At 41.2% G+C, this 22690-nt stretch carries 16 protein-coding genes; 7 read left to right on the forward strand and 9 right to left on the reverse strand.

Annotation, left to right across the window (positions count from 1 at the left end; translation table 11 throughout):
• Positions 1-102: 102 nt before the first annotated feature.
• Positions 103-2109 (reverse strand): CotH kinase family protein, encoded by a 2007-nt coding sequence (locus FWE23_03630; protein ID MCL2844528.1) that lies wholly within the window; start codon positions 2107-2109, stop codon positions 103-105.
• 875 nt (positions 2110-2984) lie between these two features.
• Between FWE23_03630 and FWE23_03635 the strand changes: the two genes are divergently transcribed.
• Positions 2985-4109 (forward strand): PDDEXK nuclease domain-containing protein, encoded by a 1125-nt coding sequence (locus FWE23_03635; protein ID MCL2844529.1) that lies wholly within the window; start codon positions 2985-2987, stop codon positions 4107-4109.
• Between the two features lie 93 nt (positions 4110-4202).
• On the opposite strand, the gene FWE23_03640 is transcribed toward FWE23_03635, so the two are convergent.
• A complete protein-coding gene (locus FWE23_03640; protein MCL2844530.1) occupies positions 4203-5282 on the reverse strand; it encodes a Fic family protein in 1080 nt (359 codons plus the stop codon).
• 227 nt (positions 5283-5509) lie between these two features.
• Between FWE23_03640 and FWE23_03645 the strand changes: the two genes are divergently transcribed.
• Positions 5510-6289 carry a hypothetical protein gene (locus tag FWE23_03645; protein MCL2844531.1) on the forward strand — a complete coding sequence of 260 codons (780 nt, stop codon included), beginning with the start codon at positions 5510-5512 and terminating at the stop codon, positions 6287-6289.
• Between the two features lie 210 nt (positions 6290-6499).
• Positions 6500-9613 (forward strand): exodeoxyribonuclease V subunit gamma, encoded by a 3114-nt coding sequence (locus FWE23_03650; protein ID MCL2844532.1) that lies wholly within the window; start codon positions 6500-6502, stop codon positions 9611-9613.
• Between the two features lie 153 nt (positions 9614-9766).
• Here the strand turns inward: FWE23_03650 and FWE23_03655 are convergent, their stop codons facing one another.
• Positions 9767-10633: an Abi family protein gene (locus FWE23_03655; GenBank protein MCL2844533.1), complete on the reverse strand. Its 867-nt coding sequence runs from the start codon at positions 10631-10633 to the stop codon at positions 9767-9769.
• Between the two features lie 572 nt (positions 10634-11205).
• Here FWE23_03655 and FWE23_03660 point away from each other — a divergent pair.
• The 4 genes from FWE23_03660 (at position 11206) to recD (ending at position 16451) form a co-directional block, all read left to right on the forward strand.
• On the forward strand, positions 11206-11520 hold the full coding sequence (locus tag FWE23_03660; GenBank protein ID MCL2844534.1) for a HigA family addiction module antitoxin: 315 nt from the start codon (positions 11206-11208) through the stop codon (positions 11518-11520).
• Positions 11517-11798 carry a type II toxin-antitoxin system RelE/ParE family toxin gene (locus FWE23_03665; GenBank protein MCL2844535.1) on the forward strand — a complete coding sequence of 94 codons (282 nt, stop codon included), beginning with the start codon at positions 11517-11519 and terminating at the stop codon, positions 11796-11798. Before FWE23_03660 ends, FWE23_03665 begins: the two co-directional genes overlap by 4 nt.
• A gap of 78 nt (positions 11799-11876) precedes the next feature.
• Positions 11877-15047 (forward strand): UvrD-helicase domain-containing protein, encoded by a 3171-nt coding sequence (locus FWE23_03670; protein ID MCL2844536.1) that lies wholly within the window; start codon positions 11877-11879, stop codon positions 15045-15047.
• Complete coding sequence (gene recD / locus FWE23_03675) at positions 15048-16451, forward strand: exodeoxyribonuclease V subunit alpha (protein ID MCL2844537.1); 1404 nt, start codon at positions 15048-15050, stop codon at positions 16449-16451.
• A gap of 3 nt (positions 16452-16454) precedes the next feature.
• Here recD and FWE23_03680 read toward each other — a convergent pair whose 3' ends face one another.
• The 6 genes from FWE23_03680 to FWE23_03705 all read right to left on the reverse strand — a co-directional run.
• Positions 16455-17705 carry a hypothetical protein gene (locus tag FWE23_03680; protein ID MCL2844538.1) on the reverse strand — a complete coding sequence of 417 codons (1251 nt, stop codon included), beginning with the start codon at positions 17703-17705 and terminating at the stop codon, positions 16455-16457.
• Between the two features lie 3 nt (positions 17706-17708).
• Positions 17709-18458 carry an outer membrane lipoprotein-sorting protein gene (locus FWE23_03685; protein ID MCL2844539.1) on the reverse strand — a complete coding sequence of 250 codons (750 nt, stop codon included), beginning with the start codon at positions 18456-18458 and terminating at the stop codon, positions 17709-17711.
• Positions 18459-18523: 65 nt separating this feature from the next.
• Positions 18524-19804: an FtsX-like permease family protein gene (locus FWE23_03690; GenBank protein ID MCL2844540.1), complete on the reverse strand. Its 1281-nt coding sequence runs from the start codon at positions 19802-19804 to the stop codon at positions 18524-18526.
• An 89-nt stretch (positions 19805-19893) separates the two neighbouring features.
• Positions 19894-21633, reverse strand: a complete 1740-nt coding sequence (locus tag FWE23_03695) for an FtsX-like permease family protein (GenBank protein MCL2844541.1) — start codon at positions 21631-21633, stop codon at positions 19894-19896.
• 7 nt (positions 21634-21640) lie between these two features.
• Positions 21641-22324 carry an ABC transporter ATP-binding protein gene (locus FWE23_03700; protein ID MCL2844542.1) on the reverse strand — a complete coding sequence of 228 codons (684 nt, stop codon included), beginning with the start codon at positions 22322-22324 and terminating at the stop codon, positions 21641-21643.
• Positions 22325-22336: 12 nt separating this feature from the next.
• The coding region (locus FWE23_03705; GenBank protein MCL2844543.1) for a type II toxin-antitoxin system VapC family toxin at positions 22337-22690 on the reverse strand (354 nt) is incomplete at its 5' end.

Here is a 22690-nt window from a genome sequence, read left to right on the forward strand (position 1 = left end):
TCTGCCGCATATAGAAAAGCAGGGACAAGGATTTTTTCTTGTTCCTGTGTTTTTTAGACTGGTCAGCAAGTTAAGTAAAGCCAATAAAATTAAACAGCTATATTAAATTCGTGCATTCAGATAATTTACCCTCCTTATCCACCAATCAGCCATAAGTTCTACTTGTCGGGCGTGGTCTGGGTCATATCCTTCCCAATAACCGCTTCCGCATTCCATTATCCATCTTTTGGAATCTTCTTTAACGCCTGCTCTGATTGCAAGTCCTTGCGATTTTATAAAATCGCTGACGGCAAGTATTTCGGTAAGTTTTTCAGTAAAACGCGCTCTGTATCTTGCTACAAAAACAGGATCTTCAAAAAAACGTCCCCAAAAAGCGTTTGCTGAGTGTTGATGAAAATAAATATAACGATGTCCTGCAAAATATATGTGCCCCCCACCCTCTACATAACCAAATCCCCAATCAAAATCCCATAGCATACCTGCGCTTATTTTATCATTTCTGCTTCTTCTATAAAAAAATGTGCTTTTGGGATGATTCGGCTCAAAGTTCTGAACAATTTCGTTTACCATAATAAAATCTACCAAACTATTTATATCTACCAAATCGCGCCAGCCGTTTTCGGGAAACGTTTGACAGGCAAGTAAATCGGTGAATTCAGCCCAGTCGTCTATTATGAAGCGATAGCGCGGGTCGTCAATATTATCGCTGAACGACGGCGCTGAAATATTCACCGGTAAGTTGAAATTATCGGTTTTAAACCACGGCTCATCTGTGCCGACATCTAATTGCACAAACCAACCGCCGTTATTAAAATCGACATTTGCTCGTCCCGGAGCGCCGATACCGTTGGGGTCGGCTTGTCTGTGTTCCGTTAGTAAGTAAACTCCCCAATATTCTCCATCCAAATACAAATGAACGTGTTTATGAGTGTTGGTGTAAGGCAGGTTAAAAACTTCGCGACCGAGATAAAGTGTTGCCGCGTTAGTTAAAAACGTCGGGTCTTGAAATTCCGCAAGCAATATCCAGTTTCGACGTGCGGCAAGCCCGAACATAGACGTGTCGTTTCTGAATCTTATCCGAAATGGCTGTTTTGGATATCCCCAAGTGGTGTTTCCGCGCCCTCTGATTTCTTGGTTTCTGATAGTGGCAATATTATTTTGCGGATTATTGGGGTCGTTCAAAGAAAAAGTCATATTTGTCCAAATTCCCGTGGCGCTACCGTGGATTTCTGCGCCGTAAGCGTCAATAAAGATAACAGGCAGAGTTCCCTCTGCTCTGCCCCTATATCCGATAAGTCCGCCTGTTAATGGATTCCACGCCCCGAATTCTCGATTTTTGGGACGGAAATGTTCTAATTCGTCATCGTCAACTCCGCCGTGAGCGTAGCGAATGCTTTCAAAGTCGGCGGCATTATTGTCCGTTCCGTCGAGGGTTATGCGGCGAACGGCTTCCGAAGCGGAGTTTCGCGTTGGCGTTCCTTTGTATCCGAATATGTTGTCGGGATTTGTTGCGTGGTCAATATTGTTTGCTGTTCCGAGCAAATCAATGAAACCGACGGCAATCTGGCTTCCGTTGCCGTCCATAGTAAACGGATTTTGCACGGTTAATGGAGTTGTGCCTCGGATAAGAGCGACCTTAAACGCCCGATTGCTCAAACTGAAATTCGGGTCGTTAATATCGCCCGAATTATCATTTATTGACAGGCGACCTGTTGTGTTTTCTCTTGCTCCTAAAATTAAGAACGATGTTTTTGCGGGAATTGTTCCGCTCAAAGGGATTGCTCTCCAATTATCATCCACCCCTGCTTCTCTTGCAGGCAAACCTCTTATACCGTCCGCGTGAAACAAGGTAATCCCGCTCAAGTTTATCGGTGAATCGGAGTTGTTGTAAATTTCAACAAAAGAATGGCTTGCACCCGCCGCGTCTCCCGAAGAGCCATACGCCTGCAATATTAGTAATTGCCCTGAAAGCGAGTCCCGTCTTCCGTGATTATTGCATCCGCTATCACGGTCATAATCATCATTTTTGTCGTCCGAGCAACCGACAAAATTCGTCATACTTAACGCGATAATCCATATCGCCGCCAACATTTTAATAAAACGTCTCATAAAAAATCCTCCCATATTAGAGATTAAAAGTTAAGTTTTACGGGAAAAACAACAAAAAAAAGAGGTTGTTCTGCCGAAATTCATATTTTCGACAAAAAATCACGAATACGCTATCGCATCGCAAATAGTAAAAAAGTTATTACTTGTTCCGAAACCTCGTTTAAAAGGCGTTCATTACTAGTATTACATCTAAGATCAAGCAGAGATAAACTCTACTCGTGATTTTTTGGCACAGGGAAAATATGTTATTGCAACAATAGAAAACGAAAAAAAATCTAAATATTTGATTTAACAGAGAAAAAAATGCGTTAAAAGCGCTTTTTTTTATCAATTAAAACATAGTTTTTTTCAATTTTTTTTAATTATATTTAAATGGTATAATCTTTAATATCCAATAACTACAAAAAACTTCCTCATTTTTCCTGCGCCAAATAGTATTTTCTTCCCTGCCAAGAAATCACGATGATGTAGAGATTATGTCTCTGCGTTTCGTTTTAAAGTAAAATTAGTGGTTGCCGGATGCTATGTTCTTACGAAGGACAAGCACCTGTAAAAGTAATTTTTGGGGGGGGATTCTGCCCATCTTGTTAGCTTATACAGGCGGTAATTACTATATTATGTAAATTACAGAGAAACGACAAGTGGTAATTCGTGATTTTTTGGCGAAAATAAGAATTTTCGGCAGAATACCCCTTTTTTTTGTTGCCTATTCCGTGCGGAAGAAGATTTACCTATTCGTCGAGGATTGGGGGGAGCAGGTATAATTCAATTTGCATATAGAAACACAGGGGCAAGGATTTTTTCTTGTCCCTGTGTTTTTTTAGATTTTTCAAAAAACTTCGTATTTAACAGGAAATAAATAGTATTTTCATCTTATGGAAACGAACAATACAAACAATATGGAAGCACAAGAATTTCAGCAGGTGCTCGGGATTATTTCGCAACACCGTTTGCGAGCGTTGCAAGCCGTTAATAGCGAAATTCTGTTTACAGCGTGGAGTGTCGGCGCTTTTGTTTCGGCGCGCCTTAAAAATTCCGCGTGGGGAAGCAAAACCGTTATGCAACTTTCGGAGTATCTGCGCGCGCAAGACCCGACTTTGAGAGGATATAGTCGTCCAAGTATATACAATATGGTTAGTTTTTACGAGGCATATTCTTCCGCGCAATTTGCCGAATACAAAGAAAATCTAAAGCTTGACAGATTTGTCCAGCCGTCGGCGAGACAATTAGAAAACACTTTAACAATTATCTCGCCGCCGGCGAGACAATTGGAAGAATCAATGCCTGAATTCTTAGGTTTAACAACTATAACTAATCATTTTGAAATACTCAATGCTTGCAAAACCATTGAAGAGCGTATTTTTTACATATTGTATTCCTATAAGGAAAAATTGAATAAAATGGAATTGCGGCGTTGTATAAAAAACCACACTTTTGCCTCTTTAATGGGAACAAAACACAACATTTCCAAAGGATTAAAAGAAATTTATCCTCAATCCGTGCCAATGTTGAAAGACACAATTTTTGTCGATTTTCTCGGGTTGCCACAAAAATACTCCGAAAAACGTTTGCGAAAAAGCATTTTGGCTAATTTGAAAGATTTTGTTCTTGAATTAGGAAAAGATTTTTTGCATTACGCGACCGAGTTGCCTCTACAAGTCGGAAATTCTACGTTCAAAGTTGATTTGGTATTTTATCACAGAGGATTACAATGTTTGGTGGCAGTTGAACTGAAAACAGGCAAGTTTAAGCCCGAACATACAGGGCAGTTGGAATTTTATCTCGAAGCCCTCGACCGCGATGTTCGTCGAAGCAACGAAAATCCAAGCATTGGCATTTTGCTTTGCAGAGAAGCCGACCGAAGCGTTGTCGAATATGCGATGAGCCGCAGTTTAAGCCCGACAATGATTGCCGAATACGAGCGGCAACTTATCCCCAAAGAAGTACTGCAACGCTCTTTGGACGAGTTTTGCAGTTTTTTGACCGATACAAAGAAGTAGGTTTGGGGTCAGATTTTTAAATTTAGCCAAAAGCACAATTATCGCCGAAGCAACAGGTATCAGCGGAAGAAGATTTGCCCTTTTTCGCCGTGATTAAGTTTCTGCCTTACTGTACCAAGCGCCTTTTGTGGAGCCGTTTTTAATAATATAATTTTTTAGCAACAAAGTTTTTACTGCTTTTTTAGCGGTTTCCAAGTTCAAATTCAGCGAATCCGCAATTTCCGAAGAAGTCAGGCAATTTTGCCGCTCAAACAATGAAAGTATTTTTTGCTTGGTAAGTGATACGGCAGGTTTTCTTTCTTCTTTTCCGAGATTTTTTGTTTGTTTTATTTTGCTTATTTTAACTTCCAAATGCCTTTTTTGTTTCAAAAGTGTCGCTAAAAAGAATGAAATCCAAGGTTCGAAATTAGGCGTTAAAGTGCTGATTGTGCTTTGCGTTTTTCTTAAAGCGCGATAATATCCTTCTTTGTTTCTCTCAACGATCGATTCCACCGAACTATACGGAATATACGCATATCCCTTTTGCTGTAAAAGTAAAGTCGTAATTGCTCTTGACAAACGACCGTTTCCATCTTGAAAAGGGTGTATCGCCAAAAAAACTACAACAAAAATTCCTATTACTATAAGCGGGTGATAAAAATTATCGTCAAGATTTTTTTTAGTCCATTCAAGCAAATCGTCCATTTGTTTTGGAGTATCAAAAGGCGAAGTTGTTTCAAAAATAACGCCGATTTCTTTGCCGTCGGAATCAAATGCTACTATAGAATTCGACATTTTTTTGTATTCGCCTCTGTGCTTTTCATCTTTTTGAGTATATTGCAACAAAATTTTATGCAATTGTTTTATATAATTTTCCGACAAAGGAATAATTTCGTAGTTTTCAAAAATCGCGTCTAAAAGTTCCGCATAGCCGCCCACTTCTTCTTCGTCTCTCGAATCAAACGATTTTGTTTTTATACATGAAAGAAGTTTTTCGATTTCTTTGTCCGTTAATTTGTTTTCCTCTATACGGTTGCTTGAGCCGATTGACTCAATTGTCGATATTTTTTTTAACGCCAATAATTTTTCAGGAGAAAAGTTTTGTATATTCTCCCATTTCCCCTTAAATTCATCTATTTCCGCTATAGCCGACAAGATCTGCGGCGTTATTTTCAGTTCTCCGATTTTAAGCACACGCGCTCCTTAAATATACTTTATTTTACTTAATATTGCTTAATTTTTCTTTAAAAATGTGAATTTTGTGTAAAATCTCTAAGTCTGCCGCATATAGAAAAGCAGGGGCAAGGATTTTTTCTTGTCCCTGTGTTTTTTAGATTTTTCAAAAAACTTTCGTATTTAACAGAAAATAAATAGTATTTTCATCGTATGAAAACGAACAATATAAACAATATGGAGGAAAAATGAAAAAAATAACAAAAATTTCTTTGGTGATTTTAGGACTATTCGGATTTGCGAGCGCGCAGATTACTTTATTGCATACTTTTGATGGAAGTTATTTGCACTCAGGTACACAAGCCAGATTTTTTAGCGGATACTTCCCGCAAGTTCCTTCAAATAACCAAGTGCGGTTCTACAATGAAGATTTTTCTCTGAGAGCGCAAGTTAACATACCAATTCCCGATGGATATGCTATTTCAAGCATTGCAAATGTATCGGAAAATGTATTTAGCACAGACGGCAGATTGGAATTTACTGTTTCTTTTCTTAGATCCTCATCAATGCGTGTACAATTATTTAATGAAAACGGAAATATGCTTAGAGACTTTGGCGATGGTAGCCTATTCGCCTTTCTTCACTTAACATCAGACGGAAATTATCGACTATTTGTAAACAGACGAGGAACAGTTGGAACTGAAACAAGAACATTTACCGACATATATTCGCTCCCCGGCAGAGAGCCGTCGGTTTCTTCAACTCCTGCAAGAGCCGTTAGAAGTAGTAATCCTGCTCGTTTTGCAGGAATAAACAACGGACAAATTCAACTGAATTTAACAGCCGGAAGATATACCGCGCAACTCTTAAATCCACAAGGACGTTTAATAAACAGCGTAGATATTAACGCAATAAACGGTGTAAATGCAACAGGCTTAAGAACAGACAACTTGGCGCGAGGCGTATTTATTTTGAATGTCGAACAGGCGGGAATTACGGTGCTAAATCAGAGGATAATGATTGATTAACATATTTTAGTAATTATGCCGAAAGATATCGAAGCAACAGGTATCAGCGGAAGAAGGTTTGCCTATTCATCAAGGATTGGGGTGAGCAGGTAAAAAATTGGTTTTCGTCCATTTTTGCAGATACAAGACGCGCCTTGTATCTTTCTCGTTGGCGCAAAACGTATTTTTGGGTAGCGTTTTTCTGAAACAATTATAGGAGTGCAACCCAAAATGCCAATGCGAATAATATCACACACCAACATCGAAACTCTTTTGGACGAATTTCTGAAAGACGTTTTGAATGCCGAAAATTTTGACGACCAATTCTCTAAAAACGCTTTTTTAACGGGCGCAAACGCAATTGTCTGCGAATCGAAAGGTTTACAGGAATATCTGAAAAAAAGATGCGTGGACAAGCACGGAATATGGGCGTTTTCGTTTCGGTCGCTTGTTGGGCTTTTGGTGCAGTTTTCTTACAATCTGCAAGGAAAAAGAGAGGACGAAAAAGACAATTTCTTCAGTAAAAATAATTTAGTGTGGGCGATTTACAGCTTGCTTAAAGGCGAAGAAAAAACCTTTGCGTTTGCCTGCGAAATAGCGGCTTTGTTTGCGGCGTATCAAATTTACAGACCAAATTTAATTGAAGCTTGGAACAAAAACGCTCCGTTTAACGGGCAAAATAACGGCAAAACTATAAATATAGACGAAAATTTCATAGAAAACGAAAAAGAGCAACGAAATTATTGGCGTAAATTAAAAGAAAAATGCCAAAACGAGCAGGATATTTCGCAACTTTACAAAATTATAGAGGAAAAACAGAGCAAAATTACTCCAAAAAACATTTTTATATTTGCGCCGATGTCTCTCGCTCCCGTGCATTTGAAAACCCTCAAAATTTTGACGCAAAACGGGTGCTCTGTTAATTTGTACGCGCATTTAATAAGCAACAGATACATAGGCGAGGCAAAAAGCGACAAATCAATCGCGAATTTGCGAAAAAAATCTTGGGAAGACGGAAAAATCGCGGACGAAAAAAACTTATATTGGGATTTAGGAAACAGATTGGTTGCAAATTTGGGACGGTCGGCGCAAGTTCTTTACGAGCAAATGGATTGGGATAATTTGGATTTCTGCGACGACGACGACATAAAAGCAGATACGTTGCTCGGAAAAATCCAAGAAAGCGTCCTTGCCGACGAAAACAACGAAGCGCGCCTTGAAAAAAGCGAAAACGACAACTCGATAACGCTTAACAGCTGCTTTTCGACTTTGAGAGAAATCGAAGTTTTGCGCGATTATATAATCGATTTGTTTGCGAACGACGAAAAATTGTCCGCCGAGGATATTGCAGTTGTTTCGCCTAATATTGAAAATTATGCAAGCGCGATAGACGTGGTTTTCGGCAAAGACGACAATGGTAAAATTTCTGTAAAAACCGCCGACCGCGACGTAAAAAAATACGACAAAACCGTGCAGCTTTTTAATTTGCTTTTTTCCCAAATCGGCGGCAGATACGAAGCTCCCGACATTGTCGCCCTATTTGAATATTCGAGCTTTGCGCAGGGAAAAGCGCTTGAACCGAACAGCAGAAATCTTTTGGAAAAGTGGGTAAGAGAAAACGCTGTAAGGCACGGTCTGAAAGGCGGCAAAAAACTGCCCGATTACTCTTTTGAAAGCGGTTTTAAGCAGTTGGCGGCGGGATTTTTTATGATTGGCGAAGACGGATTTTCGGAAATCGGCGAATATTGCTATCCCGACATAGAGGGATTAAACGCCGAAATTTTAGGCGATTTTGTGAATTTTGTAAACGCCGTTATAAAACTTGACGTCGCTTGCTTTGAAAACGGCAAAGAAACAGAAAAAACCATAAACGATTGGGACGAATTTTTGAGGGATAATATGCCTTCATTTTTTGGCGCGGACGTAGTAAATTACAGGGAAGACGTCGATAATCCGTATCAAAAAATAATGAAAAAATGGGACGAACTCAAAGAAGAAATGCGCAGAGGTTTCGGCAAAAAAAGTGAAAATATGCTTGTGGGTTTCTCGGTTTTGAAAAGCGCCCTGCTCAGAAAAATGGAGGAAAGCGCGACAAATTCGTATTCTTTGAGCGGCAAAATTTCGTTTTCTAATATTGAAACAATGAGGGGCGTTCCGCGCAAAATTATTTGCTTAATCGGGATGAACGGCAAAGAATTTCCGCGGCAAAATATGAACAAAGAAATCAGTTTAATGGCGGCAAAATACAGGCAAGACGGCGACCCCGATACCGCCAACGAAGACCGCCTTATGTTTTTGCAAGCTGTTTGCAACGCCAAAGAAAAACTCTACATAAGCTGGGTAGGGCAAAGCGAAAAAACGGCGGAAGACCTTGATCCGTCGAGCGTGGTAGCAATATTTTTGGATAATTTGCGAAAACAATACGGGATTGATACAAATAATTTAGTGGTAAAGCACCCGTTGCAGCCGTTTTCAAAAAAATATTTCGATAAAAGCGACAAGCGGCTTAAAACTTACGACGGGCGATGGGATAACGAGCGCCCAAAACATCCAAAAAGCATTTGGACGTGGGAAATAGCCCCGAATGAAGACGAAAACGACGACGAAAAAAAGGACGAAACGGGAAAAAATCAAGAAAAAAACGGAGACGAATTATACGATATTTTATCGAACGCGCCTAAATATTTTCTGACAAAAACCTGCAACATAAAATTGCCCGACGACATTGAAATTCTGGAAAGCACAGAGCCGTTTGTAGTTGAAAGCGAATTAGAAAAATGGAAATTAAGAAAAAATTTTTTGAAAGATGAAGACAAAAAAAATATTCAAAAATTGCGCGGCGAACTACCGAGCGGAAATTTCGCGGATAAAATCATAGAGAACATAGAAAACGACGTCGCAGAGTTAAAATCGGCGGCAAAAAATGAAATTTTGGGTTACCCGAGCAACGACAAAGGCAGATACCGACTGAGGCATTGGCTGTATCATTTGCATTTAAATTCACAAGAAGAAAATCAGACGACAAAAATGTTTTTGAAAAACGCAACGATTGAATTATCGGGAATGGAAAAAGCAAAAGCCCAAGATTATTTCGGCAAATTATGGATTTTGGCGGAAGAATTAAACTCAAGATTACTGCCGATTTTCCCCGACGCCGCGTGGGAATATTTATACGGTAAAGGCTTAAGCGCCGTATGGGAAAAAATCTTAAAATCTTGCCCGTACGCAGAAATGGCAACAGAAAGCGCCACGTCTTTAGCAGAGTTGGGGATAGAGGAGGAATTTAAGGCGTTTTCCGAAAAATTGTTTAAAGATTATGAGAAATATGAGGTAAAAGAAAAGTAAAAAATCGTTTTTTTCATTTTTTTTTCGCACTTTCCTGTGGAAATATAGTATATTTGTGATAGCGGTTTACGCTAGTGCTTATACTAACAAGCATAGTATCCAGCACTTAAAACGTGAAAAGAAGTCCGGCACAAGCAGTCGGACTTCGTTTTTTTAGGAACATCCGACGCTATTTTCTATTGCAAGTTTCAGCGTTTCGTCGTTTTTAAGCATATCTAAAACGCTTTTTATTTCACATTCCAATCTCTGCGGTAATTTTTCTGAAATACTTTCGAGTAAATATTTCATAACTAATATTGCGGAATGGAGTTTGCATTTGTTTTTATTGTTTGTTTTCAAAACAGTACCGTCTCTCAGCGCTTCTTCAAGATTGTAGTCAAACACTACTCCGTCGTGCGAAAGCATATTTCTTAAATTTTTCATCACGATGATATAATTAAGCATAATTTTTTCGTTTCTTATATTATATTCGCAGGCAATTTTTTCTCTTATGGTTTTTTCTTGTAAAGATTCATACGTTGCTGTTATGTTTCCAAAAGTTGCATAATTTAATGTTTTCCAAGCGGGCGCATATTTGTCGCCGTATCGCCTTATGGTTTCGTGATTGGCTTTAATCGGATTATATATTTTTTCGTCGAAATCTCTTATGTATTTTTCTGCCATAACTTTATTGTCCACAAACCAATTAGGGGTATTTTTGTATTGATTAGAGACAAAATAAATCAACTTTGCCTTGAAGCTTGTTTCTATGCGGCTTATATACTTACGCAAAATCATTCTTAGCTCAAAATCGAATTCATATAGAGCGACAATTTCCGAAAATTTTGTCCCGTTTTTATATTGACGGCTTCTTTTTTCTTTAGATGGATATGTTTCTTCAAAAGGAAAAGCGTAAAATCCCAAGCGATAATAGTCAATATTTGAAAGAAATTTCTTGATTTCTTCCATCGGCATATCCAATTCGCAACCGCGGTTTTTGTATAACTCGATTTGTTCGTCCAACGTTGTCGCTTTTTTCACGTTTTTTCCTTTCTTTTGTCGGGGAAAATACTCTTTGTTTTCAGGCATTTATATACAAAAATACGTTTTGCTCAAATAAAAAAGGCGGATAATCTTTTCCCTACTGCCACAATCTTATTCCTCGGATGTTTCGCCGCTAAAAAATCCTCCGTGCTAAATTCAATCACTGATTAAATCGTTGATTAAAACACTGTTTGAAAATAATAAATCTCGGTGTTGTTGTCAAGGAGTGGGGGAAAATAGTGAGAAAACGACGAATATCAAAAATCCCCCTCGACAATAACGTATTTTCTCCCCGTTCTTTGATACAAAAAAAATGATTTTTTCATTCAAACGCCGCCGATAACGCAATCGTCTGGAATTTAACCAACACCAACGGACGTTTCGTAGCCAACGGCGCATATCTGATTATCGTCGAAGCAATCGGTATCAGCGGACGAAGATTTACATACTCGTCGAGGATTGGGGTAAATAGATAAGAAAATTTACGATAGTTTTTTAACAGGGGGCGTAGAAATACGCCCTTTTTATTTTGCGCAAATAGTATTTTTTAAGGAAGAAAGGGGATAATCATGACAAAATATCTCAAAATGAGTACCGTTGGAGAAATGCTCAAAAATGAGTTTTTGGATCCGTATAATTTGTCGATTGAAGAAATTGCTCAAGCAATATCTTTCCCGTCTTGGCAAATTGCGGCAACAATAGAAAATGGTATTCCTATGACAACCGAACTTGATTTACTGCTGACAAAATACTTTGGCATGTCAGAAGGATTTTTTATGCGTTGGCAGGAAAGCTACAATGTAAGAATTGCGAAAAGGTTGATACATAAAAAATTGACGCAAATAATCCCTTACGCAAAATTAAAACGGGTAGCAGCGTTGTGATTAAATCATTCAAATGCAAAGAAACTCTGCGAATTTTTAACGGATTAGGCTCAAGAAAACTACCGTCCCATATTCAAGATCGCGCGCTTGACAGGTTGGAAATGCTAAAAAACGCTAAAACTATAAACGATTTGCGTATTCCGCCCTCAAATCACCTTGAACAGTTGTCAGGCAATCGTAAAGGACAATGGAGTATTCGCGTAAACGAACAATACAGAATTTGCTTTGTATGGATTGACAACAATGCAGAAAATGTAGAATTAACGGATTACCACTGAAAACAGCAGGTACTAGCCGCTAATGATATCAGCGGCAGAAAATTTACGTATTTTCCCTTCCAAAACAAGGATAAAAAAATGAACCTCTTTAACGTCAGAGAATTACCGTTGAACAAAAAAGTCCTGATTGAAGCGAGTGCCGGGACGGGGAAAACCTATAATATCGGGTTGATTGTTCTGCGTTTGCTTTTGGAAAAGAATTTGACGATTGAAAAAATAGTCCTGATAACTTTTACCGAAGCGGCGACCGCGGAACTCAAGAAAAATACCGCCGAAAGAATTAAAAAAGCGTATAAAATATGGAAAGAAGACGGCGGCGACGGCGACAAAGAAAAAGACTTAATCGAGATTGTAAAAAGCGCAAAATTTACAAAAGACGGCGAAATTCAAAAAAACGCGCAAGAAAAAGAAGTGAATTTATTGGACGCGCTTACCCGCATAGACGAAATGCCCGTTTTTACTATTCACGGATTTTGCAATAAACTGCTGAGCGAATTCCCATACGAGACAAAAAACTTTGAAAAAAGAGAACTGATTACCGATACAAACAGCATAAGAAACAGGATTGTCGCGGATTTTTGGCGAGAAAACATCCAAGATTTAGACGTGGATATTGAACTTAGTCCGCGAAATTTATTAAATGTTGTAAATTTAATTCTGAAACATCCGCACGCGAAAATTGACGGCGAAGAATACGAACAATCTTTGACGGAATACAAAAACGCCGACGAAAAAGACAAGAAAAACGCCGCAAGAAAACTGAAATACGCCATAGCGAAAAACTTGGCGAAAGAAGCCTCGCAAAGAGCGGAAGCCGAAAAGAAAAAAATGAAAATTATGGATTACGACGATATGATAAAAGACTGCGAAAAAGCGGTAATAAACGATATGGCAAACGGCAAAAAACTGCAAAACGCCATAAGAAACAGATACGAGGCAATATTTGTGGACGAGTTTCAGGACACGGATAAAATGCAGTTTCGGATTTTCGATTATCTGTTTGAAGACAAGCCGTTTTTTATGATTGGCGACCCGAAACAGGCGATTTACAGGTTTAGAGGCGGCGATATTGTCGCCTACAAAAACGCCAAAGACTGCGCGGGAGAAGAAAATCGGTTTTCGATGAACATAAATTTTCGCACGGAACAGACTTTATTGGAGGGTTTAAGGCAGTTTTTTGCTTATCGGAATTGCTTCGACAAAGAAATTTTCAGGTCAAAAATGGGCGAAGATATTGACTATACGGAAGTAAGATGCGGCAAAACAGAGCTTAATCCGCTCCAAGAAATAGACGAAAAGCGCCCGCCTTTTGTAATTTGGAAGGGCGGCGACAACGAAAACAAACCCGTGTTTGAGCAAAAAGCGCAAAAAGCGGTCGTTTCGGAAGTCTGCCGATTGCTGAGCACAGGCAAATTTGAGCCAAAAAACATTGCGATTCTGTTGGATACAAACGAAGATTGCCTTACATACAAAAACGCCTTGGTCAAAAAAGGCGTTTATGCAATAGTTAAAGGCGGTTCGGTTTTTGAAAGCGGCGCGGCAAAATTTTTGAGGATTTTGTTAAACACGATTTGCGGCAACAATAATATAAGGTATATAAGAGCTTTGCTTTTGCATAAATTTTGCGGGTTTGAGCCTTCCGATATACAAGGCAAAAAAGGGGACGAAATATTCAACGAATGGGCGAGCGAAATTTTTGAGGCAAAAGCAAAATGGGAAAAATTCGGAGTTATGAGCGCCGTAGATTTTTTTATGGAAAACAGAAAATTGTGGGGAAATATTGCCGCGCAAATCACAGGAGAGCGCGAAATTACAAATATTCGCCAAATATTGGAAATTTTGAATGAAGAAGAAATTAAATTCGGAAAAATTCCCGAAAAAATAAACAACCGTTTTGCCGCGCTTCTTAAAGAATATCAAAAAAACGAGGCAATCGAAGAAAAATTGGAAAGCGACGACGACGCTCTCAAAATTATGACAATTCATAAGTCAAAAGGCTTGGAATTTGACGTTGTTTTTGTTCCCGAAATAGGCAGAAGCCCAAGAAAACACGAGTTTCCGAGCGCTTACGAGTATAACGAAGGCAGTGAAAAAAACATAGCGTTTTTCGCGGAAGACAAAGACAATATTATGGGAACTTTGAGCAATAAAGAGGAAAATGAGGAGACCGCCCGCCTTTTGTACGTTGCCTTAACAAGAGCAAAATATAGGCTGTATCTGTGTTTTAGTCCGCCCAAAAGAACTAAAGACAGGGTTATTTCAAAGCAAATAGGCGCGTCGTCTGTTTGCCGAGAGATTTTTGACGGTTTTTCGTGGCAAAGCGATAATGTTAAAATCGAGGATTTGGAAAATGTCCTCGAAGAAATGGGCGAATTTTACAATAAAAAAAATACAAAAATAGAGAATTTTGAAAGAAAATCGGAAAAATTTGACAAAATAAAAGATAGGGCAAAACCGACTTGGACGAGAACAAGTTTTTCTAAAATTACAAAAAATTTATCGCCTATAGAATATCGCTCCGACCCCAAAAACGAAAAGCCGAAAATTCCCGCGGGAGCAAGAATGGGAACGCTTTTGCACGATATTTTTGAAAATATTGATTTTAAGGCGAAGAACGACGAAATCCAAAAAACCGTAAAAGAAAAACTGGGGGATTTCCCCGAATTTGAAGAAAAAGACGGCAACGAAAACGAAAATATTGCAGAAGTTAAAGCTTGGGTAAGCGCGGCTTTGGATAAAACCTTACCGCATAGCGCCGCAGGAAAATTAAAGGATGTGGAACACAAAATCGCAGAGCTTAGTTTTCTTATGGATTGCCAAAAAATCGACCTAAAAAAAATACAGGAAGAGATTGCGAAAGGAAAAATCAATTTCGTCGTTCCAAGAGAGCTGCCCGACAAATATATCAGCGGCGCAATCGACCTGATTTTCTTGGGCGCGGACGGCAAATATTACATCCTCGACTGGAAATCGAACGCTATGAACGGCGACTTTTCCGAGGAAAACGTGAACGCCGAAATGTTGAGCCACGGCTATCATTTGCAGTATTACATTTACGCAGTCGCACTAAAAAGATGGCTCGAAAAAACAAAATCGGACTTCGATTTCGCTCAAAATTTCGGCGGCGTTTATTATATTTTCATAAGAGGCGTGAACGAAAAAAACGCCGACGGAATTTATTTCGCCGACGGAAAAAAAATCGCAAACTCCATAGATTTGCTTGATAAATCGTTAAAAGGAGAGGTATAAATGAATAATCTCAGAGAATTTTTGCTCGAATACTTAAAAAAGCAATATAACGTATCCGAAACCGTAAAAAAATACGCCGAAAAAGTATTGGAACAGCTCGAAAAAGGCAGTATATGCTTTGAACTGAGCGCCGCAGAAAAAGAAGAGTTGGAAAAAGAGAAATCGGAAGCAATCGGCGCGCAAAATCAAGTCCGCCCTTTAATTTTAGACGGAGAAAGATTGTATATTCAGCGGTATTTCGAGTATCAAAAAAGGATATTGGACAAAATTAAAATCTTGCTCGAAAACAAAAAATTGCACGTAATAACAGGCGGTCCGGGAACGGGAAAAACAACGTCTTTGGCAAATATTCTCAAAGACAGATTAAACGAAAAAATACTTTTAGCCGCCCCAACGGGAAAAGCCGCGCTGAGAATGAAAGAAAGTTTGGCTTTACAAGGCATAGAAGCGCAAGCAAAAACATTGCACCGACTTCTCGGCTATATTCCGCTGTCGGTAAATTTCAGTCATACAAAAGAAAATCCGCTTGAAGCCGACATAATCGCAATAGACGAATGTTCGATGATAGATTTGCAGATGATGGCGAAATTGCTGGAGGCAGTCGGCGATACTTGCGATTTGTATTTGCTTGGCGATAAAAATCAATTGGCTTCCGTAGAAGCAGGCTCGGTTTTTGCCGATATTTGCGGAAAACTTGAGCGGGAATACAGCGACGAAATACCTAATGGCAAGTTTGAAACCTGCCCTTACGAAGAAAAAACGAAGAATTACAGAGCCCAAAACGCTTTGGGGATTGCCGATTTAAGCAAGCAAATATTGAGCGGCGAAGTAAAAGATTTTGGCAATGAAAACGTCGAATTTTTAGAAAAATTAGACCTTAACAACGATTGGTATAACGACTTGTTTAACGCCAAAGACGAAAAAACCGCATTAAATTTTTTGCGAACATTTCAGATTTTGTGCGCAACCAAAAGCGGTAGAAACGGTTGCGTTAAAATAAACGAAATATTATGCGGCTCGGCAAAGAAGAAAAACGCGAAATATATTCCTATAATAATTACGGAAAATGATTATCAACAAAATCTTTTTAACGGAGACGTCGGCATTAAGGATGAAAAAAGTAATTTGGCGTATTTTGAAAACAAAGAGGGCGCAATTCCCGCCCTGACTTTACCAAAACACGAGCCCGCCTTTGCCATAACAATACACAAATCGCAAGGCTCGGAATACGATAAAGTCGCAGTAGTATATCCCGATAAAAAGCAAGAGGAAGAACTTTTCACCCGCGAACTTTTATACACCGCAATCACCCGCGCCAAACAAAAATGCCTAATTTTCGGCAACAAAGAAACGCTTGTAAGTTCCTGTGGAAGGCGGATTTTGCGGGTTTCGGGGATTGGTTAATCCTCAAAACCGCATTCTCAACTTCGTCTCCATATAAAAATGGCTTCCTGCGCTCATTCCGGACGGGCGAGGACCGAATTCGCCGTGGTTTCCGTCGTTGTTAAAGAGGTTTCTGTCCATCGGAACATTTGCCGCAACACTCAGTGATATTGCCTGCGAAATTTGATGATTGAACGTTAGAAGCGAAACGAATGACGCGTCGTCAAGCCCCGAAAGCAGAGCCAAACCCGCGTTGGTGAAGTTGCTGAAACGGTATGTAAAACCCGTGTAAAGGTAGTTTCGGTTGGAAAAATTTCCGCCGCCTGCAAGCGATGTCGATGAAGCTAAGCCGTTATACAAATATTCTGCGAGAAAAATTAAGTTTCCGCTGAAAAATGAGTAGTCAAAACCTGTGCTTAGCGATAATCCGTCCGCCTTGTTTTCTAATTCTTTGTTGTGGGTGTAGAGCATATCAAGTATAAGTCCCAGTTCCAAATCGGCTTTTAGCGATAAACCCGTGCGGTGAGTCCAAGGGTTTGAAGCGGTTGAGGGAAATTCGTCGGAATACTCGAACGAGTATAGTAATTGCGCGCTTAATTTGTCCCAATGTTTGTCGGCGGCGATACCTGCAATTCCGCTGTTTGCGTCCAACGGGTCGCGACCTGTAATGCCGAAACCCTGCAACTTAAAGCCGTGAACGGGAAACCACGATAGACTGTTGCCCAAAACTGCGCGCGGGCGAGCGTTGGGTTTAAGTGGATTTTTAGGATTTAGAAAGTCCGACGACCCCCAAACGTTGCTAAAGCCTAAAGGTATGCGCATAATTCCGCCGTCGAAATTTACGTTTTCGCCTCTTATTCTGAAAAACAGGCGTTCGAGTTCGATAAGCGCGGCGTAGTATTTTCCTGTGTGAATACCGCCGAATTTAACGTGTTCCGCCTGTGAAATCATTGTGATAGCGTAATCTCCCGAGGCGGCGATAAGATTAACCGCGCCGAAAAATGTGCCGTTTTCTCCTACGCGCGCCTGCATTCGTATATTGGCGTATTCTTCGAGACCGTAAGACAGATTTGCCGCTTCGCCCGCGCCGACATTTGTCGCTACGGACGACTCGAAAATCCCCGAAAATGTTAGCCCGTCTCTTTGGGCGAAAGCATTGCCGCCGAAAAAGGTAATTGCCAATATTAAAAATGCGCAAAATTTCGCAAAATTTATGTAGGGGCGGGTTTGAAACCCGCCCTTACGCAGAAACAAGAATGTGCAAAAATTTCTCATAAACTATCGCTCCAAATTTCTCATACTGAACACGGCGTCGGGGATTGGTTTGTCGAGAATTACGTTTCGCATTACGAATATCGTTCTGCTGTTTCGTCTCAGCAAATCCCGCACTTCGACTTCTACGGGGAAACGTCGTCCGCCTATAACTTCCACTCTTATGAGGTTTTGTTCTTTGAGCATTGCGCCCGAAAGTGCAAAAAGTTCGCTTCGAAGCAGGTCGCCGTTTTCCTTGTCTATAAACAATCTGCGTTTCGGATAACTTTCGGTGCGACGTTTCGCTTTAAGTTCCAATATCCAGGTATCTTTGTCTTGCAAAGTTTGCGAGCCGACTATTTCCGCAGTGTATCTTTCGGAGAGCGGTTCGTTGTTTATCGCGTCTTCGTAAGACATATCGGAGCCCATCATCGATTCGCGCAGCATGTGTCCCGATATAAGCATTACCCCCTCATTGTCGGGAGAATACACAAAAAGCCGTCCGCCGCGCCGCAAATATCGTGTTTCTGCGTCTTCGGGATTTGTAAATTCAATAAAACTGTCGGAATTTTCGCGCGCCCAAGCGTTCATCGTTTTGACAAATCGGCGGTTGTTATGCTCGATTATCATTTCCGCTTCGTATTGGATAGTCGTGAAAATTTCGTTTTTGTCCACGCGGGCAAGCAGTTCCTGCGCGGTCGGCGTTTTTGCGGCGAAAAGTGTGAAAGCCGTTCCCGCAATCAGCAGTACCAAAGCCGCTGTGATTTTTTTGTTCATAATGTTTCTCCTTTTCTTCTGTTAAAATCTTCTGTTTTTCATTCGGTGATTGAGCGGAGCCGAAATTATCTCCTCAGCGCCTCGACGGGCTCTACAAAGGCGCTTTTCAGCGATGGAATTAGCGTAAAAAGCGAGGCTACTACTACGCCCATAATCCACGCCTGCACCAAATTCCATACGTTGAATTCCAAGAAAATTACGTTGGCAAGCGGCATTTCGCTGAATTGGTTGCCCAGCATATCGCCTATGCGAAGCGGAAAATGCGCTCCTATCGCCGTCAAAATTCCGCCGAAAATTACTCCGATTAGCGCTCCCAAAGCCGCCATAAAAAGCGACTCGAAAAAGAAAACCGTGACGATTTCGTGCCGCGTCATACCGAGGCAACCCATCATTCCTATTTCTTTTATTCGCTCGTGGACTATCATTACTACCGTGTTTACTATTAAAAAACTTGCGACGATTAAAAACACCAAAAATATTACGACATACATCGGGCGCATTGCTTCCATTACTGCGACCCAGTAGTTTTCGCGCCACTGTGTAGCGATGTTTTCTTCGCCGACGATTTCTTTGACTTTGGCAGCGATTTGTGCGCTTAGTTTTTCGTCGTCCGCAAAAATTATTAGTTGTTGCGTTCCGTCTCCCATAGAAAGAAGCCGCTGAAGCCGTTCAAAATCCACGATTATAAAACGCTCGTCAAAGCGGAAAAAATCGAAGTCGTAAATTCCTGTAATAACGGGGCTCCAAATACGGTTTGAAAACTGCGCCGATACCGTCATAAGCGGAATTCTGTCGCCTATTGTAAGCCCTGAGCGTTGTGCAAAAATGTGCCCGACCGCGGCTTCGTTTGCGCCGTGTTTTGGGAAGCGCCCTTCTATAAGCCCGTTGCTACGATTGGTTAAATTAAAGTTGTTTGCCGCAGTTTCGTCTTCTATGTTAAGTCCCCAGAGAACTGCGTGTTTTACGGTGCTTTCTTGCAGGGTCGCCATAGTGTTTATGCGCGGAAAAACGGCGCGGACACCCGAAATTTGCTTTATTTCGTCCGCCAATTCCCGCCAATTTCTGCCGTTTGCTACGGGATATTGGACGGGTAAAAACTCTTGGTCAGCCTCAAATTCCTGCGATACCACTTGCACGTGTCCGAGTTCAAAAACCTGCACCAATTTTGTCATACTGCCGAGCATTCCGCCGATATATCCCGAATATACGGTAATAAAAAACACCGCTATTCCGACCGCCGCAAAGCAAAAAGCCGTGCGCCGCGGGTTTCGCCAGATGTTGCGGTAGGCGATTTTTGCAAGTGTCGCCGTGCCGCCGCCCTGTTTTTGTTGCGCTGTGGTTGTCATATTGAAAATTTCTCCTTTTTGAAATTATCTTTTCAGCACGTAATAGGTATATCGTTTATCGCCGACTTTTTCGATAAGCTTGCCGCTTATCACTCAAACCTCAAGCTATCGGTAATTGACATTTTAAGCGCGCGTTTGGTTGGGAAATATGCCATAAGCGCCGCGAGGATTGTTGCTCCGATACCTGCTTGAAAAAGTACGGGAATATCCCAGCCGCTTCGCAAAACGGTGCTTACTCTGAAACCAATGCCGCCGCCTAAGGTTTCCGCCATTGCGCTTATGTCTAAGCCGTATTTTACCATCGGATAATTTATGGCGCAACCAAGAATTATTCCGAGCGCAGAGCCGAGTAAGCCCAAAAATCCCGCTTCAATCATATAAACGGCTATCACTTGCCCGTCGGTCATTCCCATTGAACGCGTCATTCCGATTTCCTTTGTTCTTTCGAGGACGGCGAGCAAAATTGTGTTGGAAATTACGAGGCACGCCAAAAAAAGCAACAAAAACGAAAGCGCTTTGGTTGCATTCATTTCCAACGCCTCAAATGCAAGGTATTCCGACATATATTCTTTCCAGAAAAACACGCCCAAATGGTCGGGAAGCGGTTCTGCCAATCCGCGTTTTAGCGCTGTGGTAATTGCGGCGGCGCTTTCGTCGGCATTTGGAAGTTGCGTGTATGCAACGCCTTTTTTTCGTATCAAAAGTTCGGTTATTGCGCCGTCGAGCATCATTCCCGCTTCGTCTTGCAGAACGTCCAAAGGAATGTAGGCGATATTGCCGTTGGGCACGGGGTCGGGACTGTTTATTACACCCACGACAACCGCGTCAATCAGTTGGTTTACGTGGCGCACGGCACCGCGAAATCCGGAGCGTATCATTATTGTAAGCGCCTCGTTTTTTTGATACTCGTCCAATTCTTCTTTAAGGATAAAGGCGTTTAATGCCTCTTCAAATTCGTATGCGGCTTCAATTTTTGATATATCTTTTTCGCGAAGAGCAGGCATAAGTTCGCCCTCCCAGAGGTGTCGGCGTATCATTTCGGGCAGTGCTCGAATGTCAATTACCGCGTTTATGCGCACGTTGTTTCGGTCGGTTTGGGCAATCATATTCCAAAGACGGTCGATGTCTTCGCGCGAAATATTTCGTCTCAAAAATACGCGTTCGTTGCCTACAATTTGCCTTTCGGAAGCCGCAAAAAACTCCATGTTTACGCTTCTTTCTTCTTCGTAAAGCGAGCGTATAAAGGTTTTGTCCGCCTCGTTTGTCGCCGACTGCGCTATCAATTCTTCGAGCTCCGAGCGGCGCGGGCGCGTGGGAATTCCGACCCGTAATCTCCCTGCCGCCATTGTGCCGACCGCAATTTCAAAACTGCCGCTTTCGGGCATTCTTCCGAAATCCACAAAATTCATATAGTGCAAAATGCGCGCTTCCGCTTCAACATCAATCGCGTTTACGAGCATTGGCGCAGACCCGAAATTTGAGTGTATCATTCCCGAAAACACAAAACGCGGCGCAGAATAAAAGCCCTCTGCGTAGAGCGCGGCGCTGAAACGTTGCCAATCCGTAAAGTTTTCGTAGCTCGGGCGCTCGTCGCGGCGTTCAAAATACATTTTTGTTTGCAATTTTGCGGCGGACATATCGTAATTTACTATGTTTCTGCGCGATTCCACGGATATTGCGCTTAGCCAACTGCTCAGAAAAACAAACATTGCCACGCTGACCATTATCGCCGCCGACGTAAGACCGGTTTTTACCTTGTGGCGGGCAAGATTACGCAATGCAATCTTGATAAACGCGGAATTATTTTCCAATATATTTAGCAAACTCATAGCTGTCTCATTTCGTTTCGTCGGCTTCGATTTTTCCGTCGCGAATTTTTATCAGTCGCCGCGCATAATCCATAACCATAGAGTCGTGCGTCGAAAAAACAAAGGTTGTTCCCTCGGATTTGTTGAGCGAAACCATCAATTCAAGAATTTCCTGTCCGATAGTGGAATCCAAGTTCGCAGTGGGCTCGTCCGCCAAAATAAGCGCGGGTTTTTTGATGAGCGCACGGGCAATTGCAACTCGCTGTTGCTGTCCGCCCGACATTTCTTTTGGGCGGCGTTTTGCCATATCCGCAAGCCCGACATCTTCCAAAACTTTCGTTGTTCTGCTCTTAATTTCCTTTTTATCGACCCCCAATAAAGTCAGCGGAAACGAAATGTTTTCTTCGACCGACAGCACGGGAATAAGATTATACGCCTGAAAAATAAAGCCGATTTTGTTTCGCCGAAGCAACGCCAACTGCTTTTTCGACATTTTCCCCGTATTAATGTCGTCGATTATCATTTCGCCGCTCGTTATGGTATCCAAACACCCCGCCAAATGCAAAAAAGTGGACTTCCCGCTCCCCGACGGTCCCGCAATAGCGGCAAATTCCCCGCTTTCAAATTCCAAATCCACCCCGCGCAAGGCGTGCACCACGTGCTTATCTAAAGCATAGTCCTTGACCAAATTCTGCGCTTTGATTACAGGCATATTTTTCTCCTTTTAATCTTTCCAAGGGTTGAAAATTTTCAGGTTGGGAATACCTTCAAAATCTTTAACATTGCGAGTTGCGATTGTCATATTGCGAGTAAGTGCGGCAGCGGCAATTAAAGAGTCCTGTATCGGCAATGTGCGCGGAAGTTTTGCCTGTAATTTTCCCCAAACCGTCATAACGTCAATGTCAAAATTTACTATTCTGCCGCTAAAACCGTCGTATATGATATTATTTAGCCAAATCGAAAGTTTTCTTTGTTTTGTTGCGTCGGAAAGTTTTTCAATTCCGCGCACTATTTCGCCTATAGTCATAACGCTGATATATTTATCCGTATCGGGAACAAGCGAAAACCAGTTCAAAAC

It is taken from the genome of Chitinivibrionia bacterium, assembly GCA_009779925.1.
In the GTDB taxonomy this organism is placed as follows: Bacteria; Fibrobacterota; Chitinivibrionia; order Chitinivibrionales; family Chitinivibrionaceae; genus WRFX01.